This is a genomic window from Streptomyces sp. NBC_00234 (genome assembly GCF_036195325.1).
Lineage (GTDB): Bacteria > Actinomycetota > Actinomycetes > Streptomycetales > Streptomycetaceae > Streptomyces.
In genome coordinates, this window is sequence record NZ_CP108101.1 from 2625890 (window position 1) to 2648324 (window position 22435).

23 protein-coding genes are annotated in these 22435 nt (G+C 70.8%); 3 read left to right on the plus strand and 20 right to left on the minus strand.

Annotated features, from left to right (window positions below; genetic code table 11):
• Window positions 1–78 precede the first annotated feature (78 nt).
• Window positions 79–783, minus strand: a complete 705-nt coding sequence (locus tag OG230_RS11480) for a tellurite resistance TerB family protein (protein ID WP_328910074.1) — start codon at window positions 781–783, stop codon at window positions 79–81.
• 210 nt (window positions 784–993) lie between these two features.
• Window positions 994–2769, minus strand: coding sequence for a 2-isopropylmalate synthase (gene leuA / locus OG230_RS11485; RefSeq protein WP_328910075.1), 1776 nt, complete (start codon window positions 2767–2769; stop codon window positions 994–996).
• A 295-nt stretch (window positions 2770–3064) separates the two neighbouring features.
• Here leuA and OG230_RS11490 point away from each other — a divergent pair, with 295 nt between their 5' ends.
• Together OG230_RS11490 and OG230_RS11495 are read left to right on the plus strand one after the other, a co-directional pair.
• Entirely contained in the window at window positions 3065–4159 is a 1095-nt protein-coding gene (locus OG230_RS11490) for a M4 family metallopeptidase (protein ID WP_328910076.1), read from the plus strand.
• A 98-nt stretch (window positions 4160–4257) separates the two neighbouring features.
• Window positions 4258–4521: a protealysin inhibitor emfourin gene (locus tag OG230_RS11495; RefSeq protein ID WP_328910077.1), complete on the plus strand. Its 264-nt coding sequence runs from the start codon at window positions 4258–4260 to the stop codon at window positions 4519–4521.
• A gap of 19 nt (window positions 4522–4540) precedes the next feature.
• Here OG230_RS11495 and era read toward each other — a convergent pair whose 3' ends face one another.
• The 11 genes from era to OG230_RS11550 form a co-directional block, all read right to left on the minus strand.
• Window positions 4541–5491 carry a GTPase Era gene (era, locus tag OG230_RS11500; protein ID WP_443051534.1) on the minus strand — a complete coding sequence of 317 codons (951 nt, stop codon included), beginning with the start codon at window positions 5489–5491 and terminating at the stop codon, window positions 4541–4543.
• 61 nt (window positions 5492–5552) lie between these two features.
• Window positions 5553–6497: a WxL protein peptidoglycan domain-containing protein gene (locus OG230_RS11505; protein ID WP_328910079.1), complete on the minus strand. Its 945-nt coding sequence runs from the start codon at window positions 6495–6497 to the stop codon at window positions 5553–5555.
• Window positions 6498–6558: 61 nt separating this feature from the next.
• Complete coding sequence (locus OG230_RS11510) at window positions 6559–7911, minus strand: beta-xylosidase (protein ID WP_328910080.1); 1353 nt, start codon at window positions 7909–7911, stop codon at window positions 6559–6561.
• Between the two features lie 246 nt (window positions 7912–8157).
• Entirely contained in the window at window positions 8158–8646 is a 489-nt protein-coding gene (locus OG230_RS11515) for a hypothetical protein (RefSeq protein WP_328910081.1), read from the minus strand.
• A 337-nt stretch (window positions 8647–8983) separates the two neighbouring features.
• The gene (locus OG230_RS11520; RefSeq protein ID WP_328910082.1) at window positions 8984–9376 is read right to left on the minus strand and encodes a hypothetical protein; all 393 of its coding nucleotides are present in this window, start codon (window positions 9374–9376) and stop codon (window positions 8984–8986) included.
• The gene (locus tag OG230_RS11525) at window positions 9373–9744 is read right to left on the minus strand and encodes a cytidine deaminase (protein ID WP_328910083.1); all 372 of its coding nucleotides are present in this window, start codon (window positions 9742–9744) and stop codon (window positions 9373–9375) included. Before OG230_RS11525 ends, OG230_RS11520 begins: the two co-directional genes overlap by 4 nt.
• 41 nt (window positions 9745–9785) lie before the next feature.
• Window positions 9786–10139 (minus strand): MmcQ/YjbR family DNA-binding protein, encoded by a 354-nt coding sequence (locus tag OG230_RS11530; RefSeq protein WP_328910084.1) that lies wholly within the window; start codon window positions 10137–10139, stop codon window positions 9786–9788.
• Complete coding sequence (locus tag OG230_RS11535; protein ID WP_328910085.1) at window positions 10136–11419, minus strand: hemolysin family protein; 1284 nt, start codon at window positions 11417–11419, stop codon at window positions 10136–10138. The genes OG230_RS11530 and OG230_RS11535 overlap by 4 nt, the downstream gene beginning before the upstream one ends.
• A complete protein-coding gene (ybeY, locus tag OG230_RS11540) occupies window positions 11416–11913 on the minus strand; it encodes an rRNA maturation RNase YbeY (protein WP_328910086.1) in 498 nt (165 codons plus the stop codon). The genes OG230_RS11535 and ybeY overlap by 4 nt, the downstream gene beginning before the upstream one ends.
• 12 nt (window positions 11914–11925) lie before the next feature.
• Complete coding sequence (locus tag OG230_RS11545; RefSeq protein WP_328910087.1) at window positions 11926–12939, minus strand: PhoH family protein; 1014 nt, start codon at window positions 12937–12939, stop codon at window positions 11926–11928.
• A gap of 119 nt (window positions 12940–13058) precedes the next feature.
• Window positions 13059–14162 (minus strand): carbohydrate kinase family protein, encoded by a 1104-nt coding sequence (locus tag OG230_RS11550; protein ID WP_328910088.1) that lies wholly within the window; start codon window positions 14160–14162, stop codon window positions 13059–13061.
• Between the two features lie 329 nt (window positions 14163–14491).
• Here OG230_RS11550 and OG230_RS11555 point away from each other — a divergent pair, with 329 nt between their 5' ends.
• The gene (locus tag OG230_RS11555; protein WP_328910089.1) at window positions 14492–15850 is read left to right on the plus strand and encodes an MFS transporter; all 1359 of its coding nucleotides are present in this window, start codon (window positions 14492–14494) and stop codon (window positions 15848–15850) included.
• Here the strand turns inward: OG230_RS11555 and OG230_RS11560 are convergent.
• The 7 genes from OG230_RS11560 to hrcA all read right to left on the minus strand — a co-directional run bounded on the left by OG230_RS11560 (window position 15814) and on the right by hrcA (window position 22311).
• The gene (locus OG230_RS11560; RefSeq protein WP_328910090.1) at window positions 15814–16806 is read right to left on the minus strand and encodes an adenosine deaminase; all 993 of its coding nucleotides are present in this window, start codon (window positions 16804–16806) and stop codon (window positions 15814–15816) included. The genes OG230_RS11555 and OG230_RS11560 overlap by 37 nt on opposite strands.
• A 35-nt stretch (window positions 16807–16841) precedes the next feature.
• The gene (locus OG230_RS11565) at window positions 16842–17750 is read right to left on the minus strand and encodes a ribonuclease Z (RefSeq protein ID WP_328910091.1); all 909 of its coding nucleotides are present in this window, start codon (window positions 17748–17750) and stop codon (window positions 16842–16844) included.
• Between the two features lie 15 nt (window positions 17751–17765).
• Entirely contained in the window at window positions 17766–18125 is a 360-nt protein-coding gene (locus tag OG230_RS11570; RefSeq protein WP_328910092.1) for a histidine triad nucleotide-binding protein, read from the minus strand.
• 73 nt (window positions 18126–18198) lie between these two features.
• Entirely contained in the window at window positions 18199–18945 is a 747-nt protein-coding gene (locus OG230_RS11575; RefSeq protein WP_328910093.1) for a 16S rRNA (uracil(1498)-N(3))-methyltransferase, read from the minus strand.
• Window positions 18942–20015 (minus strand): nitronate monooxygenase, encoded by a 1074-nt coding sequence (locus OG230_RS11580; RefSeq protein WP_328910094.1) that lies wholly within the window; start codon window positions 20013–20015, stop codon window positions 18942–18944. The genes OG230_RS11575 and OG230_RS11580 overlap by 4 nt, the downstream gene beginning before the upstream one ends.
• A gap of 142 nt (window positions 20016–20157) precedes the next feature.
• Window positions 20158–21294, minus strand: coding sequence for a molecular chaperone DnaJ (dnaJ, locus tag OG230_RS11585; protein WP_328910095.1), 1137 nt, complete (start codon window positions 21292–21294; stop codon window positions 20158–20160).
• Entirely contained in the window at window positions 21295–22311 is a 1017-nt protein-coding gene (hrcA, locus tag OG230_RS11590) for a heat-inducible transcriptional repressor HrcA (protein WP_328910096.1), read from the minus strand. It lies immediately after the preceding gene.
• Window positions 22312–22435: the final 124 nt, after the last annotated feature.

The following is a 22435-nucleotide window of genomic DNA, read 5'->3' on the forward strand; positions in this document are numbered from 1 at the left end:
CCGATTCGTCACACGAGGGGCCTGCTTCGCGGGTACTGCCGGGGGTGTCGTACGGCCCGGACTACTCCCCGGGGAGTACTAGGAGGGTGTGCGGGCCGCAGCCGCCAGCAGCCTCGCCGTGTCCTGCGCGCACAACGACAGCGCGCTGCCCACGGTCGTCAGCACTTCCCGCTCCGCCGGGCTGTACGGCCCGTCGGCGAGCGCGATCCTGGCCCCCTGGAGGAGCACCGACTCCCGCCCCGCCGTGGCCAGATGGGGCGCGAGCGGCTTCAGCACCTCGTGCAGCTCGATGGCGAGGGTCGCCCCGCACGCCTCGGCCGCGGGGTCGGAGCCCGGCCCGTGCCCGGTGTCGGCGGCGAGCACCTCGACGATGATGGAGAGCTGTTCCGCGGTGCAGTCCTCGAGGCCGGCGTCGCGCACGGTGGCGACCGCGGTGTCCAGGACCGTACGGGAACCGGTGCCGCCGGCCGCGAGGACGCCCAGGGTGACGGTGTGCACGGCGTCCCTGAGCATCGCGGAGAACCGGGTGGTCGTGGGGTGGTCGAGGGCGTCGGTCGGGAAGTGCGCCCGGCAGACGGCGCATTCGACGACGGGCCCGGCACTGCCGCGCCGCAGCAGCGGCACCCCGAGGACGGCGAAACGGCGACGTCCGCTGAGGCGCCGGTAGTTGCGGTCGCCTCCGCAGCCGGGGCAGAAGAACTCGCCGTCACCGACGGTGTCCCAAACGGTGCGGATGCCGTAGATGCGCAGTCTTATGGCGCGTTGTCCTTTGGCTGACCGCACGTCGCACACCTCCGTAACGCTCCGGCAACATTGCCGTGTTGGACGTGATGTTAGCCACACCCGTGATGTGACGTCAGCATCTCGGATGTCACAACCCTCGGAGATGGCCGAACCCCGCCCACCCTGAGCAGGTGAACGGGGTTCGGGAACCACGGTGATACGGGGCTTATCGCACGTTCGTCCGCAGGGGACCGGAACGGCGGCCGAGGGTCATCGCGTCGCGCGGTTGACCGCGGAGACGACCGCCTTGAGCGAGGCGCGCGTGGTGTTGGCGTCGATACCGATGCCCCACAGCACCTTGCCGTCGATCGCGCACTCGATGTACGAGGCGGCCTGGGCGCTCGCACCCTCGCTCATCGTGTGCTCGGTGTAGTCCAGCAGACGGGCGTCGATACCGATGGCCTGCAGCGCTTCGAAGAAGGCGGAGATCGGGCCGTTCCCGGTGCCGGTCAGCACGGTGTCCGTACCGTCGACGGTCGCCTCGACGGTGAGCGTGTCCTTGCCGTCGGTGTCGGTCGTGGTCTGGCCGGAGCGGATCTGTACGCGTCCCCAGGCGTTGTCGGGGTTGGGCAGGTACTCGTCCTGGAACGTCGACCAGATCTGCGTCGGTGTGACCTCGCCGCCCTCGGCATCGGTCTTGGCCTGAATGATCCGGGAGAATTCGATCTGCATCCGGCGCGGCAGGTCCAGCTTGTGGTCGTTCTTCAGGACGTAGGCGATTCCGCCCTTGCCCGACTGCGAGTTGACCCGGATGACGGCCTCGTACGAGCGGCCGACGTCCTTCGGGTCGATCGGCAGGTACGGCACGGCCCACTCGATGTCGTCGACGGTCCTGCCCAGCGCCGCCGCGTCGGCCTCCATCGCGTCGAAGCCCTTCTTGATGGCGTCCTGGTGGGAGCCGGAGAAGGCGGTGTAGACCAGGTCGCCCGCGTAGGGGTGGCGCGGGTGGACCTCCATCTGGTTGCAGTACTCGGACGTGCGGCGGATCTCGTCGATCTGCGAGAAGTCGATCTGCGGGTCGACGCCCTGCGAGAACAGGTTCATGCCCAGCGTGACCAGGTCGACGTTGCCGGTGCGCTCACCCTGTCCGAACAGGCAGCCCTCGATGCGGTCCGCGCCCGCCATGATCGCCAGTTCGGCGGCGGCGACGGCGGTGCCGCGGTCGTTGTGCGGGTGGACCGACAGGCAGACGTGCTCACGACGGGTCAGGTGGCGCGACATCCACTCGAACCGGTCCGCGTGCGTGGACGGCGTCGAGCGCTCCACGGTGGCGGGCAGGTTCAGGATGATCTCCCGGCCCTCCTCCGGCTGCCAGACGTCGCAGACGGCCTCGCAGACCTCCAGGGCGAAGTCCAGCTCGGTGTCGGTGAAGATCTCCGGGCTGTACTGGTAGCCGAAGATCGTCTCCGGGCCGAGGATCTTCTCGGCGTACTCCATCACCAGGCGGGTGCCGTCCACGGCGATCTGCTTGATGTCGTCCTTGGAGCCTCGGAAGACGACTCGGCGGAAGGTCGGCGCCGTGGCGTTGTACAGGTGCACGGTGGCCCGGTGGGCGCCGCGCAGGGACTCCACGGTGCGCTCGATCAGGTCCTCGCGGGCCTGCGTCAGGACGGAGATCGTCACGTCCTCGGGGATCGCGCCCTCTTCGATGATCGAGCGTACGAAGTTGAAGTCGGTGTCACCGGAGGACGGGAAGCCGACCTCGATCTCCTTGTAGCCCATGCGTACGAGCAGATCGAACATCTCGCGCTTGCGTGGCGGGGACATCGGGTCGATCAGGGCCTGGTTGCCGTCGCGCAGGTCGGTGGACAGCCAGCGGGGCGCCCGGGTGATCCGCTTCTCCGGCCACGTGCGGTCGGGGATGTCCACGGCCTCGTACTGGCCGTACTTGTGGACGGGCATCCCGGAGGGCTTCTGGAGCTGCGTGGCGTTGGTGACGGGAGTGGGGCGGCCGACTGCGTTCTCGACGGGGTTCACGGCGGTCATGGCGTAGGGCTCCTCGGGGTCCGGCATGGGGACGGCCGACTGTGTCGCTGCAACACCAGACTCCGCGGGGAGGGGGTCGGCCTACGACTACAGGCCCTCGCCGCGGCAGCTAAGAAGGAGCAGCCCGAAACGCATGATGCGGCGAGACTACCCGAGGGACGCCCGGGATGTCGGTGCCGTATCAGTATGCGGGACCGCGCCGCAGGTAACGGGTGAACAGTGACCTATCACTCCATTTCGTCAATCGTCATCGCAATCGGCGACAGCGGCGTCACGGAGTGCCACAGTTTTCGTCATGCAGCCTCGACCGAACCACGGACCCAGCCCCGTCTTCTGCACCATCGTGCCGCCCCAGATCCTCGACAGGCTGGCGCAGTCGGACGACCCCCTTCTCGCCGTTCCCGCGCGCCGGACCCTGGAGACCGACGGAGCCGGCCGGGCCCGCCGCCGGCTGGCCGCCCTGGCCGCCGTCCCCGGCGGCCGGGCCACCGCGGGCCCCGCCCCCACCAAGCCGCACCGCACCCTCTACGACTGCCGCCACGACACCGGCCTGCCGGGCCACAAGGTCCGCGACGAGGGCGAGGAGCCGACCGGGGACGCGAGCGTCAACCGTGCGTACGCGGGACTCGGCGCCACCTTCGACCTGCTGCACACGGTGTACGGCCGCAGCTCGATCGACGGCAACGGACTGCCGCTGATCGGCTCCGTGCACTACGACGAGCAGTACAACAACGCGTTCTTCGACGGCGAGCAGATGGTCTTCGGGGACGGGGACGGGGAGATCTTCCTCGACTTCACCGTCGCCATCGACGTGATCGCCCACGAGCTGGCGCACGGGCTGACCCAGCACACCGCCAACCTCGTGTACGAGGGCCAGCCGGGCGCGCTCAACGAATCCGTCTCGGACGTCTTCGGCGCGCTGGTGAAGCAGTACTCGCTGGGGCAGAGCGCGCAGGAGGGCGACTGGCTGATCGGTGCGGGCCTGCTGGCCCCCCGGGTCGGCGGGGTCGCCCTGCGCTCGATGAAGGCTCCGGGCACGGCGTACGACGACGACGTACTCGGCAAGGACCCGCAGCCCGCGACGATGGACGACTACATCGAGACGGAGGAGGACAACGGAGGCGTCCACCTCAACTCGGGCATCCCCAACCGCGCGTTCTACCTGCTCGCCACCGCGCTCGGCGGCAACGCGTGGGAGCGTGCGGGCCGGATCTGGTTCGACGTGCTGACCGGCGGGGAGCTGGCACCGGACGCGGACTTCGCGGCCTTCGCCGGGCTGACCGTGGCAGCGGCGCGGAGCCGCTTCGGAGCGGGCGACGAGGCGGAGGCGGTCGTCAAGGCGTGGTCGGAGGTGGGCGTACCCACGGCTGCGGGCCCGTCCGGCGCCTGAGGACGCCCTCGGCGGCCGAGGGCACCTTTCCCCTCCGTCCGGCGTTCGAGGACAGAGCACGGTCCCACGTCGCGCACCACCGAACCAGGCAGGAGCCCATGCGGATTCAGGTGAGCCGGACCGGCGGATTCGCCGGCATCGCACGCCACCGCGAGGTGGACACCTCGGGGAGGCCCGACGCGGCGGAGTGGGAGGCCCTGGCGGAATCGGCGCTCGCCGCGGACCGCGGCGAGCCCGCGGGGGTCCCGGACGGCTTCCGCTACCGGATCACCGTCGGGGACCGGACCGTCCAGTGCGCGGATCCCCAGCTGACCGAGGCTCAGCGCACGCTGATCTCACGCATCCTCAAGGAGGGTGCGTGAGACACGCGTACCGCAGGCCCTAGAACCCGAGCTTCCGCAGCTGCTTCGGGTCGCGCTGCCAGTCCTTCGCGACCTTGACGTGCAGGTCGAGATAGACCGGAGTGCCGAGCAGCGCCTCGATGTGCTTGCGCGACTTCGTGCCGACTTCCTTGAGCCGCTTGCCCTGCGGGCCGATGATGATGCCCTTCTGGCTGGGCCGCTCGATGTAGACGTTCGCGTGGATGTCCAGCAGCGGCTTGTCCGCCGGCCGGTCCTCGCGCGGCAGCATCTCCTCGACCACCACCGCGATCGAGTGCGGCAGCTCGTCACGTACGCCTTCCAGCGCGGCCTCGCGGATCAGTTCCGCGACCATGACCATCTCGGGCTCGTCGGTGAGGTCGCCCTCCGGGTAGAGCGGGGGGCTCTCCGGCAGCAGCGGCGCGATCAGATCGGCCAGCAGCTCGACCTGGTCGCCCTTGACCGCGGAGACCGGGATGATCTCGGCCCACTCGAAGCCGAGCTCCTCGCCGAGGCGGGAGACGGCCAGCAGCTGCTCGGCGAGCGCCTTGGAGTCGACGAGGTCGGTCTTGGTGATGATCGCGATCTTCGGGGTCTTCCTGATGCCCGCGAGTTCCTTGATGATGAACTTGTCGCCGGGGCCCAGCTTCTGGTCGGCGGGCAGGCAGAAGCCGATGACGTCGACCTCGGCCCAGGTGGTCCGCACGACGTCGTTCAGCCGCTCTCCGAGCAGCGTGCGCGGCTTGTGGAGGCCGGGGGTGTCGACCAGGATCAGCTGCGCGTCCTCACGGTGCACGATGCCGCGCACCGTGTGCCGGGTGGTCTGGGGGCGGTTCGAGGTGATCGCCACCTTCTGACCGACCAGAGCGTTCGTGAGGGTGGACTTGCCCGCGTTGGGGCGGCCCACGAAGCAGGCGAAGCCGGCCCGGTGGGGGGCGTTGTTCTCAAGGGTACGAGCGCTCATGGCGCCCATTCTCCCCGATCGCGGCGGCTGCGGCGTACAACGGGCCGCCGCGGACCTTGTCGCGGACGCCTCATGAGGGGCGCGGACGGCGTCTGCGTGCCCGTATCCACAGGCCCGAACCCGCGCCGACGATCAGCAGCAGGGCCGCCGCGAACAGCCACGGCAGGGCGACGTACGAGACCGCCGCGGTCTCGCGGGTGTCCCGGGCGCTGGCGGTGAGCCGCACCTGACCCCATTCCAGCTGGGGCGCGCCGGCCCAGAATTCCGTCAGCCGGACCTTCTGCCGGGGCAGCAGTTCGCCGGGGATCTTCTTCAGCTCACGGTCGAGGAGGGTCCGGCCGAAGAGCCCCTCGGCCTTCAGGGCGACCCGGGGGTTGAGCGTGACGTTCCCCCGGTTGTGGAGGGTGTACGAGATGACGGCCCGGCTCTTCCCGGTGCCGGGGACCAGGGGCCGGGTCTGCTCGACCGAGAGGTCGTCGACGGTGAGGGCCGGCATGGCGGGTCCGTTCACCCGCAGGTAGACGCGGGCGCCGACCGCCTTCCGGACGCCGACGGCGACGGCGCCCCGTCCGGCGCGTGCGACGCGCTCGTCGAGTGCGACGAGGGCGCCCGGGTGGTCGCCGGGCTCGGCGGTCTCGGGGACGGTGAGGGTGTACGGGACCGTGACGGAGGAGTGCGCGGGGACGGTGACCCGGTCGCGGGCCGGTTTCACCCAGGCGCCGACGCCGCGCCGGGGCTCGTCCTGGGTGCGGACGGCGAAGCCGCCGTCCCGTTCCGTGTTGTAGGCGTCGGCGGCGTAGAGCCGGAAGGTCATCGGGCGGGCGGTCTTGTTGGTGACGGTGACCCGGTCGGTGAGGGTGGTGCCGGGACCGGTGGAGAGGTAGAAGTACGGGCGGCCGGTCCCGGACGAGGCGGGCTCGACGGACCACTCGCCGTTGTCGGCGGCGTGGGCGGTGCCCGGTGCGGCGTACAGGAGCGCGCTCGCGGCCAGGAGCAGTGCGGACAGTCTGCGCACGGTGCGGAACCCCCGGGTTCGGGGCGGGCCGGACGGGTGCGCGTCCGGCCTGCCGTGGGTGTCAGGTGAGAGTGAGGGTCAGGACACCGGAGTAGGCGCCGGGGGCCGTGAACTCCGGTACGTCGAGGGACAGCCCCGCGTCGACGGTGAACTCACCGCCGGTGAACGCGGCGTTCGGCGTGGATGCCAGGGTCGCCCCCGCGTTGCCGACCGTGCCCTGGGAACCGGCGGCACAGGTGCTCGGGCTGCCGGCCTTGGTCGCGCAGGCCGGGGTCCAGCTCAGCTCCCCGGCGCCGATCGTCGCCCCGCCGGGGCCGGTGAAGTCGGTGACTCTGCCGGTGAGGGACCAGCCCGCGGGTCCGCCGCGGAAGTCCTTGACCGTCACCGTGTTCAGCGCTCCGGTGGAGGCACCGCCCACGCCGAAGTCGACGGCGCTCAGCTGGACGGCGTCGCCGGCCTGGGTCATGGACAGCGTGCCGCCCTTCACCAGGGAGTCGATCCGCTGACTGAGCGGGGGCACGTCTCCGACGAGGGTGTACGCGGCAGGTCCCGCGCCCTTCGCCGGATCCCAGCTCGCGCCCTCGAACGCCACGATGCCGACGGTCGACGGATCGGTGATCTTCGGCCGGAAGGTGAAGCCGCCCGAGGCGGCGGCCTTGGAGGTGATCTTGTCGGCGGTCGGCGCGGAGCCGTTCCAGCCGGCGACGGTCACATCCGCGTTCGGGGTGAACGCGGTGCCGGTGACGGTCACCCGGTCTCCGGGCTTCCCGGAGGCCGTGCCGAGGGTGATGGCGCGTTCGTTGACGGGACCGCCGCCGCCCGTGGCGATGATCGTCTCGGAGACGGGAGCGGGCGGGCTCTTCACGGTGCAGGGGGTGTCCAGCTCCATGAGGTAGCTGGTGTGGATGTTGTAGTCGCCGGGCGACAGCGTGATCTCGCCCGGTGCGGTGACCACGAAGGTGCCGGTCATCTCGAAGGCCGGGAACTCTCCCAGGCCGGGCACCGGTGCGTTCCGCTTCGGCCCGGTCACGGTGACGGAGCCGGTCTGGGCTCCGGCCAGGGTGAGCTTCCCGGTGGGCGTCATGATGTCGGCGGGCAGCGGCAGGTCCACGGGGTTGCTGGCCGCGGGCTTGACGACCTTGTAGGTCACCGTGACCGTGTCGCCCACCGCGGGAGCGGCGTTGTCGACGGTGATCTGCGCCGTGGTCGTCCCCTCGATCGGCGGGATTCCCGCGATGGGGGGCGGCACGCAGCGGGTGACGAAGTCCACCGCCACCGAGGCCGTCGCCGCGGCACCGGCTGCCGGTGCCATCACCCCTCCCCCGGTGACCGCGAGAGCGGCCACCCCCACAACTGCCGCCCAGCGGCGCCTTCGCCCGGCGGATCTTCGGCTCGGCGGACCCAGAGTTGCCATGGTGTGCCCCCTCCTCAGGGTGTGGGCGCAGCGGCTCTGCGGTACTTCTGCGCCTACGGGCGGCCATTGACGACCGGCCGGACAAAGAAGTCAAGGGACTCGAAATGTCTCAACTGATGGACCATCAGATACTGTCAACTTCCCTGCGGACAGGGGAGGATCGGTACTCACCGGATGACAGAAACGCCGGTGGGCCGCTGCCGCCGATTGGTGCGGCGGCAGCGGCCGTCATGCGCCCCGGTCCGGTCAGTCGACGACGAACGGACCCGGTGCCTGCGAGGTGACCGCGTCGCACGAGACGGTCGTCCCGAAGATCTGGAGCGTGAGCGCGGTACCGCCGAAGTACGAGTCGAGCGTGTCACCTGCCGCGAAGGCGGTGGCGCTCGTCAGCGGCCCGCTGACGAATGCTCCGAACGCCGGGATGGAGGGGTTGCTGCTGCCCGAGAAGGTGGCCGTCGCCGGCCCACCGTTGCGGGCCAGCTTGAGCGTGGTCGTCGCGGCACCCGCCCCGATGGGGAGCGGCGTGACGACCGAGGTGCTGACGGTGATGGTGATGCTGCTGCCCGACTGCACGGCACGGAGGTTGGCGTCGCCACCGCCGAAGCTCCCGCAGTCGTAGTCCGCCGCGGCATTCGCGGGCGTCACCGCCGTCGCGGCCGGCGCGAGGGCCAGTCCGCTCACGGCGAGAGCACCCGCGGCGAGCGCCGCACCGATACAGAATCTGCTGCGTCTCATTCGGTTCCCCTTCCCTTGTCAGGGAGTTGTCGTCTGCCGCACGAGGGCGCACCGGTCCGCACAGTGGAGTCCCACCGGGCCCGCGGTCCGGTCGTACGGCATGCGGGCACGGCGCTGCAGGGCTGTGTGGAGGGCGTGCGCGGACCGTCCGCGGGCGGGGGGCGCGCCGCACGGAAGGCTGGACGACCGAAGGCGGTACGGGGCTGCGGCTCGCGCCCCGGACCCGGCCGTCGCTGAATCTGACGGTCCGTCGGATGAACTGCTGTTCATTGATGCGCAGCGCGGCAGCGATTGCAAGAGGAAGTCCCTTGATCCTTCGGGGACTTGGCGGGGATTTCTACGGGTGCGTCAGCGGATGGGCGCTGTTCGTGCGGCTCTCGCGCCAGGCCGCGATCCCGGCGAACGCGAGGGCCGCACCCAGGACGCCGACGGCCAGGCCGAGCCAGTCGGTGCCATCTCCGTGCGTCAGCTCCCAGAGCGCGGAGCCGCCCGCCCAGAGGGCCATCACGGCGATCAGCACACTGCCGGTGACAGCGGCGGCCCGGGCGGCACGCCTCCTGCCGCGCTGCTTCAGCAGTTCACGGGCGACGAACGCGGCCATCACGAACGGACCGAGATCGTGGTACTCGGGGAGACTGCCGGTCGCCGCCCGCTCGATCACCGTACCGACGGCGATGACGCCGGACAGGACCAGCACCACCCAGGCGAGCGAGGACCGGCGCCGGCTCATGAACCGGCAGGGACGCTGAGCCGCAGCACACCGTCGGGGCCCGCCAGCAGGACCGGGGTGTCGGGTCCGCCCAGGTCGCTCACCGCCGCGCGGTCGGCCTCCGAAGCGGTCTCGGCCTCGGTGACCACCGCGGCGGCCTCCAGCGACTTCGCACCGCTCGCCACCGCCATCGCGACCGCGGTCTGCAGGGCGCTGAGCTTCAGCGAGCGGAGGTCGACGGTGCCCGCGACGTACGTACGCCCTGTCTCGTCGCGCACGGCGGCGCCCTCGGGCACGCCGTTGCGCGCCCTCGTGGAGCGGGCCAGCGTGATGATCTTGCGGTCCTCGGCGGCGAGTCCGGTGCTCTGGGGGTCGGTGCTCTCGGTCATGGCCCGAGCATAGGCCAGGGCCGGAACGGCGGACCGGCCGGTCAGGGCCGGTCGAGCCGGAGCCGCTCCGCCTTCGGCAGGCCCGCCACCACGAGGTCGTAGGAGTCCTCGATCAGCTCGCGGACCATCCGGTCGGGGAGACCGGAGACCGTCACGGTGTTCCAGTGGCGCTTGTTCATGTGCCAGCCGGGCACGATCGCGGGGTACTCCTCACGGAGCCGGATCGCCTCGTCCGGATCGCACTTCAGATTCGCCGTCAGCGGGCGGGCGTCCAGGACACTGAGCGCGAACATCTTGCCGAGCACCTTGAACACCGATGCCTCCGGCCCGAACGGGAACTCCTCCACGCTCGCGTTGAACTCCAGGCAGAACGCCCTCAGCTCCTGCGGCGTCACCCCGCCTCAGCCCCCTCCGGCTCCGCGAGCACCGTGACGATCTTGTTCCGGCGGCCCGCCGGGGATTCCGCGGTGAGCCGGAGCCTGCGGCCGTCGGGCAGGTCCACCACCGACGAGGCGCCCGCGATCGGGACCCGCCCGAGCGCCTTGGCGAGGAGGCCGCCGACCGTCTCGACGTCCTCGTCGTCGTACTCGTCGAGGCCGAACAGCTCCCCGAGGTCGCCGATGTCGAGCCTGGCCGTGACCCGGAAGCTGCCGTTGCCCAGTTCCTGGACGGGCGGCAGTTCGCGGTCGTACTCGTCGGTGATCTCGCCGACGATCTCCTCGAGGATGTCCTCGATGGTGACGATGCCCGCCGTGCCGCCGTACTCGTCGATGACGACCGCGACGTGGCTGCGGTCCTGCTGCATCTCGCGCAGCAGGTCACCGGCGTTCTTCGTGTCCGGCACGAACGCGGCCGGCCGCATCGCCGTGGAGACCGGATCGGCCTCCGACTCCCGGTTGATGTGCGTCTTGCGGACCAGGTCCTTCAGGTACACGATGCCGACGATGTCGTCCTCGTTCTCCCCGGTCACCGGGATGCGCGAGAAGCCCGAGCGCAGGGCCAGCGTCAGTGCCTGACGGATCGTCTTGTAGCGCTCGATGCAGACCAGGTCCGTGCGCGGCACCATCACCTCGCGCACGAGGGTGTCGCCGAGCTCGAAGACCGAGTGCACCATGCGGCGTTCGTCGTCCTCGATCAGCGATTCCTGCTCGGCCAGGTCGACCATGGCGCGCAGCTCGGCCTCACTGGCGAACGGTCCCTTACGGAAGCCCTTGCCGGGCGTCAGCGCGTTGCCGAGGAGGATCAGCAGCTGAGGGATCGGGCCCATGATCCTGGCCAGCGGCAGCAGGACGTACGCCGCCGCGGTCGCCGTGTTCAGCGGGTGCTGGCGTCCGATGGTGCGCGGGGAGACCCCGATGGCGACGTACGAGACGAGGACCATGACGCCCATCGCCACGGCCAGCGCCTCCCAGGTCTCCGGGAACTCCTGAAGGCAGGCGTAGGTGACCAGCACCCCGGCCGACATCTCGCAGGCGACCCGCACCAGCAGGGCGACGTTGAGGTAGCGGGTCGGGTCGGCCGCGACCTGTTCCAGCTTGGCGCTGCCGCGCCGCCCGGCCCGGACGGCTTCGGCCGCCCGGAAGCTCGACGTACGGGCGATGCCCGCCTCGGCACAGGCCGCGAGCCAGCCGACGACGACCAGCAGGACGGCGCCGGTGACGAGGGGGACGCTCACGAGACGGTGGGGGCCGGGGAGGGGCCCGTCAGCCCGCGCTCACCGCGCCAGCCGTCGACGATCGCCGCCTGGAGGCCGAACATCTCGGCCTTCTCGTTCGGCTCCTCGTGGTCGTAACCAAGGAGGTGCAGCACCCCGTGGACGGTGAGGAGCTGGAGCTCCTCGTCCATGGAGTGCCCGGTCTCCGCCTCCTCGCCCTGCCGCTTCGCGACCTCCGGGCACAGGACGATGTCACCGAGGAGCCCCTGCGGGGGCTCCTCGTCGTCCTTGACCGGCGGACGCAGTTCGTCCATCGGGAAGGACATGACATCCGTCGGACCCGGGAGATCCATCCACTGGATGTGGAGCTGCTCCATGGCGTCGCTGTCCACCACGATCACCGAGAGCTCGGAGAGCGCGTGGATCCGCATCCGTGCCAGTGCGTAGCGGGCGATGTCGAGGATCGCCTGCTCGTCGACCTCGGTTCCGGACTCATTGTTGACGTCGATCGACATGGTGCGCTGTGACTACTTCCCGTTGGGGCTTTCTCGGCTGTCGTACTTCTCGTACGCGTCGACGATACGGCCGACCAGCTTGTGCCGGACCACATCCTCGGACGTGAGCCGGGAGAAGTGGACGTCCTTGATGCCCTCCAGGATGTCCTGGACCTGCCGCAGACCGCTCTTGGTGCCGCTCGGCAGGTCGACCTGGGTGACGTCGCCGGTGACGACGATCTTCGAGTCGAAGCCGAGCCGGGTGAGGAACATCTTCATCTGCTCGGCGCTGGTGTTTTGCGCCTCGTCGAGAATGATGAAGGCGTCGTTCAACGTCCTTCCACGCATGTATGCCAGGGGCGCCACCTCGATCGTGCCCGCCGCCATCAGCCGCGGGATCGAGTCGGGGTCGAGCATGTCGTGCAGTGCGTCGTAGAGCGGGCGCAGATACGGGTCGATCTTGTCGAAGAGCGTGCCGGGCAGGAAGCCGAGCCGCTCCCCCGCCTCGACGGCGGGCCGGGTCAGGATGATCCGGCTGACCTGCTTGGACTGCAGCGCCTGGACCGCCTTCGCCATGGCGAGATAGGTCTTGCCGGTGCCCGCGGGTCCGATGCCGAAAACGATCGTGTGCTTGTCGATCGCGTCGACGTAGCGCTTCTGGTTGAGGGTCTTGGGGCGGATGGTGCGACCACGGCTGGAGAGGATGTTCTGGGTGAGTACGTCAGCGGGGGTCTCGGAGCCGTCCCCGTCGCCGTTCTCGCTCGCCCTGAGCATGGCGATCGAGCGTTCCACTGCGTCCTCCGTCATCGGCAGACCGGTGCGGAGCACCAGCACCATCTCGTCGAACAGTCGCTGGATCAGGGCGACTTCCGTCGCATCCCCCACAGCGCTGATTTCGTTGCCCCGGACGTGGATGTCGACTGCCGGGAATGCCGTTTCGATCACGCGCAGCAGCGAGTCGCCCGATCCCAGGAGCATCACCATGGGGTGTGCGGCCGGAATCCTGAACTGGGCACGCGCCTGCGGCTGTGTGGGTGTCTGAGTCATGGGCCGGCCCTCGGGCCTGCACATACCTCCCGTTGCAGGGTTCTCGCTGCTCGACAACCTCTGGATCACCAAGCCTACGACTTGGCACTGCCAACACCGAAGGATTTTCGCAGCCCGGCCTACTGCCGGAAACCGATCGTCGGCACCGCCCGGCGCAGCGGCCACGAGCGGGTCGCGGCCGGCAGCAGTCCCTCCAGGAACGCATACCGCTCCAGGGCCGTCGGATCCTGGTCGGCGAAGGTGCGCACCTGCTGCCACCAGGCGGCGATCTCCGACCAGCCGGGGGCGGACAGCGAGCCGCCGAACTCCTGCACGGAGAGGGCGGCGGTCAGCCCGGCGAAGGCCAGCCGGTCGGCCAGCGGCCATCCGGCCAGGGTGCCGGTGACGAAGCCCGCGACGAAGACGTCGCCCGCCCCGGTCGGATCGAGGGCCTCCACCTCGATGGCGGGCACCTCGGCGGTGGTTCCGGTCGTCCCGTCGACGGCGTAGGCGCCTTCCGCCCCGAGGGTGACCACGGCGAGCGGGACCCGTTCGGCCAGGGCGTGGGCCGCCGCGCGCGGGCAGTCGGTCCGGGTGTAGCGCATCGCTTCCTCCGCGTTGGGCAGGAAGGCGGCGCAGTGCGCGAGGTCGGGCAGGGCGTCCAGGTCCCAGCGGCCGGTCTCGTCCCAGCCCACGTCGGCGAAGATCAGGGCGCCGTTGCGTGCGGCGGTGGCCACCCAGGGCTCGCTGCGGCCGGGGACGAGGGAGGCGACGGCGGCGCGGGCGCGCGGTGGGCAGTGCGGGAAGGTCCGGCCGGGGACCGTGTCCGTCGCGGGGGCGGGCGCCTCGTGGCCGTGCGAGACCATGGTCCGCTCGCCCTCGTACGCCATGGAGACGGTGACGGGCGAGTGCCAGCCGGGCACGGTGTACGACATCGACAGGTCGATGCCCTCGCCCTGTTCGAGGGCGTCCCGGCAGTACTCCCCGTAGTGGTCGTCGCCGAACGCCGCGGCCATGGAGGTCCGCAGACCGAGCCGGGCGAGCGCGGTGGCCATGTTGGCGACCCCGCCGGGGCTGGAGCCCATTCCGCGGGCCCAGGACTCCGTACCGCGCACGGGGGCGCTGTCCAGGCCGGTGAAGACGATGTCGAGGAAGACCGTGCCCGTCAGGAAGACGTCGCACGCCGGGTCCTGCGGGACCCGCAGCCCCACGAGCGGGTCGATGCCTGTGTTGCCTGTGCTCACCGTGCGCTCCCGGTCGTGCCAGATCTGAACAGTGCGAGATCCGGCCAGTGTGCCCGATCCGCCTCCGCATCCGGGTAGTCCGCGCCGCAGATACGTACCGTGACCTGCGCAAACATGCGCTGCTACCCGACCCTCACGACAGTAAACGCAAAGGTGACCCAGATCACACCTTGGCGACTTTCGGTCGGGTCTTCGCACTTGATACAAATTGGCCCGCGAGCACCGTTGGGGACAGTTACCGACGAGTGCCCCGACTCCCCCTTATTTCTCGCCTTACCCTCCCCTGCCTTCTTTCTTCTGCCTCTTCTGGCATGTCTTCAGGAACGCCCATGTCCCCGCGCCCGCGCGCCGCGTGGCCCTTGGTCGCCGTGTTCACCGCCGGTTACCTCGCCGCCTATCTGCTCCCCACCATCGTCGGCCGGCTCAGCACCTATCTGGGCCTCGGTTCGGCCCAGGCCGGCCTGGTCGGAAGTGCCCTCCTGCTGAGCTCGGCCTCCGCCGGCTTCGCTCTGGCGGGCCGCGTCGAGCGGTACGGGGCACGGAGACCGGCGCGCGTCGGACTGCTCCTGGCCGTCGTGGGATACGGCTGCGCGGCGTCCGCGGGTTCCGTACCGCTGGTGGTCCTGGGCGCGGTCGTCGGCGGCTTCGGCTCCGGTACGGCGACCGCCGTCGCCGCTTCGGGCATCGCCGCCCAGCACGATCCGCACCGGACCTCGTCCCTGGGACTGCTCAGCGTGTCCGCGACCGCGGGCGCCCTCTACCTGACGATCCCGCACCTCGGCGGCGGCCACCGGCTGCCGTTCGCCGCGATCGCGCTGGTCGCGCTGCTCGTCTGGCCGGCCACGTCGCGGCTCGGCGCCCCCGGGCCCGTGGAGTCCGCCGTCCCGGCCTCCGGACGGCTTCCGCACCGGCGTTCCGGGCTGGTCCTGGCGGGCGGCATGCTCGTCTGGTCCATGGCGCAGAACGCGCTGTGGGGCGTGAGCAGCCGGATCGGTGTCGTGCAGGTGGGCCTCTCGGAGGTCACCATCGGCGCGGTGTTCGCCGCCGCGCTGGGAGCGGGACTGCTCGGCGTGATGGGCGCCGGACTGCTCGGCGCCCGGCTCGGCCGGGCCGTGCCGATCGGCCTCGGGACGATGATCATCGCGGGCAGCATCGTGCTCAGCTCCTCGGCCGGCAGCCTCGGTTCCTTCGCGACCGGGGAGATCATGTGGAACGCCTTCTACCCGGTGGTCCTGTCGTACCTGATCGGCCTGGCCGCGTCCCTCGACGTACGGGGCCGCTGGGCGGTCCTGGCGGGCTCCGCCTCCTCGGTCGGCGTGGCCTGCGGGCCGGTGCTCGGCAGCGTGCTGTCCGAGGCGGCGGGCTACGCGGTGATGGGCCTGATCCTGGGGGCCGCCACGCTCCTGGTCGCGGCGCCCGTGACCGCGGTCGCCCTGCACACCGGTGGCCGCCCGCTGGTCCCCGGATCGGTCCGCCGCAGAGGTGGCGCCCCGGCCGCCCTGCTCGCCGCCACCACCGGTTCCCTCCCGGGCGCCGTGCCCAAGCTCGGCTCCCCGGAGCAGGCCGTCACGGAGATCACCGTTCCCGCTCTGCGCCGCAGGCGCCTGGGCAGGAACGCGTTCCGGACGGCCGGTCCGGCGGGCGGGTCCGGTCAGTCGAACGCGTACGCCTCGACCTCGGAGAGGTAACGCGCCCTGCGCTCCTCGTCGTGGTCGAGGAAGGCCGCCTCGAAGGAGTTGCGGGCCAGCGTGCGCAGCTGCTCGTTGTCCAGGCCGAGCGCCTCGTGGACGGCGTGGAAGGTGTCTCCGACGTATCCGCCGAAGTAGGCCGGGTCGTCGGAGTTCACCGTGCAGAGCAGCCCGGCGTCCATCATGGCCCGCAGGGGGTGCTCCTCCAGGACGTCGATGGCGCGCAGCCGTACGTTGGACAGTGGGCAGAGCGTGAGCGGCACCCGGTCCGCGACCAGCCTCTTCACCAGGTCCGCGTCCTCCATGCAGCGCAGCCCGTGGTCGATGCGCTCGACACCGAGGACGTCCAGGGCCTCCCGGATGTACGCGGGCGGGCCCTCCTCGCCCGCGTGGGCGACCTTGCGCAGCCCCAGCGCGCCGGCCGCCTCGTACACCTCGCGGAACTTCGCCGGCGGGTGGCCGACCTCGGCGGAGTCGAGGCCGACGGCGCTGATCCGGTGCAGATACGGCTTCGCCGCCTCCAGGGTCTCCAGCGCCGACTCGGCCGACTGGTCGCGCAGGAAGCACATGATCAGCTGGGTGGAGATGCCGTGCTTCTCCTCGCTGCGGTCCAGGGCCCGGCCGAGCCCTTCGACGACCGTGCCGATCGGGACGCCGCGGGCGGTGTGCGCCTGCGGGTCGAAGAAGATCTCCGCGTGGCGGACGCCCTGGGCCGCGGCGCGGGTGAGGTAGGCGTCGGCGAGGTCCTCGAAGTCCTCCTCGGTACGCAGCACGGCCATCAGCGCGTAGTAGAGGTCGAGGAAGGTCTGCAGATCGTCGAAGAGGTAGGCGGTGCGCAGCTCTTCGGTGTCGGCGAAGGGCAGCGTCACCCCGTTGCGTCCGGCGAGAGCGAAGGCCAGCTCGGGTTCGAGGGTGCCTTCGATGTGGAGGTGGAGTTCTGCCTTGGGGAGGTGCACGTTGTCTCGCTCACGAATGGTGGTGCTGATGTGTGTCAGAGGTGCCTGGTGGGCACGGGGATCCGCGTCAGGTCCTGGGCGACGGTCAGTTCGCCCTCGAACCCCGCGGCGCGGGCCTGGGTCCCGAACACGTCCGGGTCGTCGTACCGCTGCGAGAAGTGGGTCAGCACGAGGTGCCGTACGCCCGCTTCCGCCGCCACCCGGGCGGCCTGCCCGGCGGTCAGATGGCCGTGGTCCTTCGCCAGTCGTTCGTCCTCGTCGAGGAAGGTCGACTCGATGACCAGCATGTCGCAGCCCTCGGCGAGCGCGTGCACGCCGTCGCACAGTCTCGTGTCCATGACGAACGCGAACCGCTGTCCCCGTCTGCGCTCGGAGACGGCGTCGAGCGGGACCCCGCCGAGGGAGCCCTCGCGCTGGATGCGGCCGACGTCCGGTCCCGTGATCCCGTGCTCGGCGAGTTTCGCGGGCAGCATGCGCCGCCCGTCGGGCTCGGTCAGCCGGTAGCCGTAGGACTCGACGGGGTGCGAGAGCCGGTGGCTGTCCAGTGTGTACGCGTCCGTGACGGCGAGGGGGCCGTCGGCGGAGACGGGCGCCTCGGTCAGCTGTACGGACTCGCGGTAGGCCGTCGCGTACCGCAGCCGCTCGAAGAAGTGCTGTCCGCTCGCCGGGTAGTGCGCGGTGACCGGGTGGGGCACCTGGTCGAGGTTGATGCGCTGGATCACCCCGGCCAGTCCCAGCGAGTGGTCGCCGTGGAAGTGCGTGACGCAGATCCGGTCGATGTCGTGCGCGGCGACGCCGGCCCGCAGCATCTGGCGCTGTGTGCCCTCGCCGGGGTCGAAGAGGATGCCCTCGCCGTCCCAGCGCAGCAGGTAGCCGTTGTGGTTACGGTGCCGGGTGGGGACCTGGCTGGCTGTGCCGAGGACGACCAGTTCGCGTACGGACATCGGTGGGTCTGCCCGCTATCCGGGGGGCCACTGGAGTCCGCGTCCGCCCAGGACGTGGGCGTGCGCGTGGAACACGGTCTGGCCCGCGCCCGAACCGGTGTTGAGGACGATGCGGTACCCGCTGTCGGTGACCTTCTCGTCGGCCGCGACCAGACCGGCCTCGCGCAGCACGTCGGCGGCGATCTGCGGCTCGGCGGCGGCGAGCGAGGCCGCGTCCCCGTAGTGCACCTTGGGGATGACCAGGACGTGCGTCGGAGCCTGCGGGTTGATGTCCCGGAAGGCGACGGTGGTGTCGCTCTCGCGGACGATGGTCGCCGGGATGTCTCCCGTGACGATCTTGCAGAACAGGCAGTCGGGCTGCGGCTCTCCCGCCATGGCACGGCCTCCTCGGTCGCTGGTGATCAGTACGTGGGCATGCTATCCGGGACGCGTTGCCCGGGAGGTGTCCTCAGCCCCAGCGGCCCGTGCGGCCCAGCAGGAGCGCCGTCGCGGCGGTACCGGCCGTGGAGGTGCGCAGCACGCTGCGGCCGAGCCGGTAGGGCCGGGCGCCGGCCTGCGCGAAGGCCGCGAGCTCGTCCGGGGAGACCCCGCCCTCCGGTCCGACGACCAGCACGATCTCGCCCTCGGCGGGCAGTTCGGCGGTGGCGAGCGCCTCGCTGTCGTGCGCGCGGTCCTCGTGCAGCACACCCGCGAAGTCCGCGGCGGCCAGCAGCGCGGCCACCTGCTTGGTCGTCATCACCCCGGACACCTCGGGGAAGCGCACCCGGCGGGACTGCTTCCCCGCTTCCCGGGCCGTACTGCGCCACTTGGCCAGCGACTTGAGACCGCGGTCGCCCTTCCACTGCGTGATGCAGCGCGACGCCTGCCACGGCACGATCGCGTCGACGCCCGTCTCCGTCATCGTCTCGACGGCCACCTCGCCGCGGTCGCCCTTGGGCAGGGCCTGGACGACGGTGATACGGGGGCTGGGCACCGGTTCCTCGTACACCGATTCCAGGTCCATGACGAGGAGCCGGTCCTTCCCCTCGGTGGCCCGGACGACTCCTTCCGCCCAGTGGCCCCGCCCGTCGGTGAGGACGACGTCCTCGCCCGCGTTCAGCCGCTTCACGGAGACGGCGTGCCGTCCCTCGGAGCCGTCGAGGACGAACTCGGGCCCGCCGGGCAGCTGTTCGACGACGAAGACCGGTGCCGTCACTGGGCACTCCTCACACTCAGGGCCGCACGCGCGGCTTCCAGTTCGGCGGCGAGCAGTTCTATCAGTTCCCCGGCGGGCAGCTCGCGTGCCATCCGGTGTCCCTGGCCGGCCCACAGCGCCATGCCCTGCGCGTCCCCGGCCTTGGCGGCGGCCTTGCGCAGGCCGCTCGTCAGATGGTGCACCTGCGGGTAGGCGGCCGGGGCGTACGGGCCGTGTTCGGTCACGAAGCGGTTGACCAGTCCGCGCGCGGGCCGCCCGGAGAACGCCCGGGTCAGGGCGGTCCGTACGAACAGCGGGTTGGTCAGTGCCTGCTTGTGCAGCAGGTGGGCCCCGGACTCGGGGGTGGCCAGGAAGGCGGTGCCGAGCTGCGCCGCGTCGGCGCCCGCCGCGAGCGCGGCGGCGATCTGGGAGCCGCGCATCAGCCCGCCGGTCGCGATGAGCGGCAGCTGCACGCTCTCGCGCACCTGGGCGAGGAGGGACAGCAGTCCGATGCCGGTGTTGTCGGCCTGCGGGTCGTCGCGGTGCGTGGACCGGTGGCCGCCGGCCTCCACTCCCTGGGCGCAGACGGCGTCGGCGCCCGCCCACTGCGCGGCCTGCGCCTCCTCGACGGAGGTGACCGTCACGACGGTGTACGTGCCCGCCTGGGCGAACGCGTCGAGGGTCTCGCGGGAGGGGCAGCCGAAGGTGAAGGAGACGACCGGCACCGGGTCCTCCAGGAGGATCGCGATCTTGGCCTCGTAGCCGTCGTCCCCGCAGGAGTCCACCTCCCCGAGGGGGGTGTCGTACCAGACGGCCTCACCGGCGAGCTGGTGCCGGTACACCTCGACCTCGCTCGGATCGGCGTGTCCGGTCTGCGGCATGAAGAGGTTCACGCCGAAGGGCTGGCCGGTCAGTCCGCGCACCTGTTTGATCTCGTTGTACATGCCGTCCGCCGTCTTGTACCCGGCGGCGAGGAATCCGAGCCCACCGGCTTCGGAGACGGCGCCGGCGAGCTGCGGGCCGGACGCGCCGCCCGCCATGGGGGCCTGCACGATCGGATACCGGCAGAGATCGGTCAACGCGGAGGACATGACCGCATCGTGCCATGTCCGGTGCACCGGGCCGAATCAGCCATGAGACGGGGCGAACGGTATACCGCTGCACGCCGCACCGCCCGCCGGTACGAGACCGACGGGCGGTGCGGATCAGGCAGAAAGGCTGCGGAAACCGAGGTCAGCGACCGTTGAAGGCGTCCTTCAGCCGGGAGAAGAGTCCCTGCTGTCCTGGCTGGAACTGCCCGGTGGGCCGCTCCTCGCCGCGCAGCTGCGCGAGCTCGCGCAGGACCCGCTCCTGCTCCGCGTCCAGCTTCGACGGGGTCATCACCTCGACGTGCACGATCAGGTCGCCGCGCCCGCCGCCCCGCAGATGCGTGACACCGCGCCCGTGCAGCGGAACCGACTGACCGGACTGCGTGCCCGGCCTGATGTCGATCTCCTCCAGGCCGTCCAGCGTCTCCAGCGGCACCTGGGTACCGAGGGCCGCCGCCGTCATGGGGATGGTGACCGTGCAGTGCAGGTCGTCGCCGCGCCGCTGGAACACCGCGTGCGGCAGCTCGTGGATCTCGACGTACAGATCGCCGGCCGGGCCGCCGCCGGGGCCGACCTCGCCCTCGCCCGCGAGCTGGATCCGGGTGCCGTTGTCGACGCCCGCCGGGATCTTCACCGTGAGCGTGCGCCGCGAGCGGATGCGGCCGTCTCCGGCGCACTCCGGGCAGGGGGTCGGCACGACCGTGCCGAAGCCCTGGCACTGCGGGCAGGGACGCGAGGTCATGACCTGGCCGAGGAAGGACCGGGTGACCTGGGAGACCTCGCCACGGCCGCGGCACATGTCACAGGTCTGCGCGGAGGTGCCGGGTGCGGCGCCCTCACCGCTGCAGGTCGTACAGACGACCGCCGTGTCGACCTGGATGTCCTTGGTCGTACCGAAGGCCGCCTCGGAGAGGTCGATCTCCAGCCGGATCATGGCGTCCTGGCCGCGCCGGGTCCGCGAACGGGGTCCGCGCTGGGACGCCGTACCGAAGAACGCGTCCATGATGTCGGAGAAGTTGCCGAAGCCGCCCTGTCCGAATCCGCCGGCGCCACCGCCGCCGGAGGCGGAGAGCGGGTCGCCGCCGAGGTCGTAGACCTGCTTCTTCTGCGGGTCCGACAACACCTCGTAAGCGGCGTTGATCTCCTTGAACCGCTCCTGGGTCTTCGGGTCCGGGTTGACATCCGGGTGCAGCTCGCGGGCGAGCCTGCGGAATGCCTTCTTGATCTCGTCCTGAGATGCGTCGCGGCGCACGCCGAGAACGGCGTAGTAGTCCGTGGCCACTTACGACTCCGCCAGGATCTGTCCGACGTAACGTGCCACTGCGCGTACCGCTCCCATCGTTCCGGGGTAGTCCATGCGGGTCGGTCCGACCACGCCGAGTTTGGCGACTGCCTCGTCGCCAGAACCGTAGCCGACCGCGACCACGGACGTGGAGTTGAGGCCCTCGTGGGCGTTCTCGTGACCGATACGTACGGTCATGCCCGAGTCCTTGGCCTCACCGAGCAGCTTCAGCAGCACGACCTGCTCCTCCAATGCCTCCAGCACCGGCCGGATCATCACAGGGAAGTCGTGCCCGAAGCGGGTGAGGTTGGAGGTGCCGCCGATCATCAGCCGCTCCTCCGTCTCCTCCACCAGAGTTTCGAGAAGGATCGAGAGCACCGTGGAAACGGTTCCTCTGTCCTCGCCCTCGAAGGACTCCGGCAAGTCCTGCACCAGTTGCGGGACATCCGCGAAGCGGCGTCCCACGACACGGCTGTTGAGCCGCGCCCGGAGATCCGCCAGGGATGTCTCGCCGAACGGCGCAGGACAGTCGATCATACGCTGTTCGACCCGGCCGGTATCCGTGATCAGCACGAGCATCAGCCGGGCCGGAGCCAGGAGAAGCAGCTCCACGTGCCGCACCGTCGAACGGGTCAGCGAGGGGTACTGCACGACGGCGACCTGCCGGGTCAGCTGCGCGAGCAGCCGCACGGTCCGGCCCACGACGTCGTCGAGGTCCACCGCGCCGTCGAGGAAGTTCTGAATGGCCCTGCGCTCCGGCGACGACAGCGGCTTGACGCCCGCGAGCCGGTCGACGAAGAGCCGGTAGCCCTTGTCCGTCGGGATGCGCCCGGCGCTGGTGTGGGGCTGGGCGATGAAGCCCTCGTCCTCCAGCACGGCCATGTCGTTGCGGATCGTGGCCGGGGAGACCCCGAGCTTGTGCCGCTCGGTCAGCGCCTTGGAGCCGACCGGCTCCTCGGTGCCGACATAGTCCTGGACGATGGCGCGCAGCACTTCGAGTCTGCGTTCGCTGAGCATCGCGCACACCTCCAGCTGTGGTTCTCGGTCTCTGCCTGGCACTCTGTGCGTTCGAGTGCCAGCATTCCCCCCGGTCAGTGTACGGGGGCGGGGTGGTCCCTGGGCAAGGGCGACCGGCCACGCT